Below are 505 nucleotides of genomic sequence, written 5' to 3' on the forward strand. Positions count from 1 at the left end.
AAGCAACCGAAGCAACTCCTGCGCTTTTCAGGTAAATCAAAAAAGCACATGGCGAAAGGATTACCCTTTGCGCTTAAATCTTACCTTGAACTAGTAGAATTAACCGGGCGTTGTATACGCGAAGGCAAGAAAGGCCATATTGAGAGTACCACTTTACCCCTGTTACAAAGAGTCAACATTACCCCCGAAAACTGGCTAAAACTCACCACACAATTTAGTCGCGTATTTCATGGCGCAGTAGGTCGCCCAGCGTCGCACGAAGGATACTGCGAACACCTAAACAGAAAGCGGCGCGCCAACATTAGTAACTGCGAAAAGCTACTGGCTTAAAATTTCACTTCAAAAACTCTCCGTAATTCCCTTTCACTGTGAAAGCACAGTATTTCGCATGCCTAAAAATGAATAAAAAAGCAGTTTAATACGCGTTATTTGAATAAGCAGAGGGATTTTAAAAATTAAGGATGCTTTTAAGCCTAGCAATGTTTGTTTAGATAAACACCAAAGG

General features: G+C 41.6%; 1 pseudogene. It reads left to right on the plus strand.

The window, feature by feature from the left end:
• A pseudogene (locus H5058_RS18205) lies at window positions 1–330 on the plus strand (transposase); the annotation flags it as partial.
• Between the last annotated feature and the right edge of the window lie 175 nt (window positions 331–505).

Source organism: Pseudoalteromonas sp. SR45-4 (assembly GCF_014163535.1).
Taxonomy (GTDB): domain Bacteria; phylum Pseudomonadota; class Gammaproteobacteria; order Enterobacterales; family Alteromonadaceae; genus Pseudoalteromonas; species Pseudoalteromonas nigrifaciens.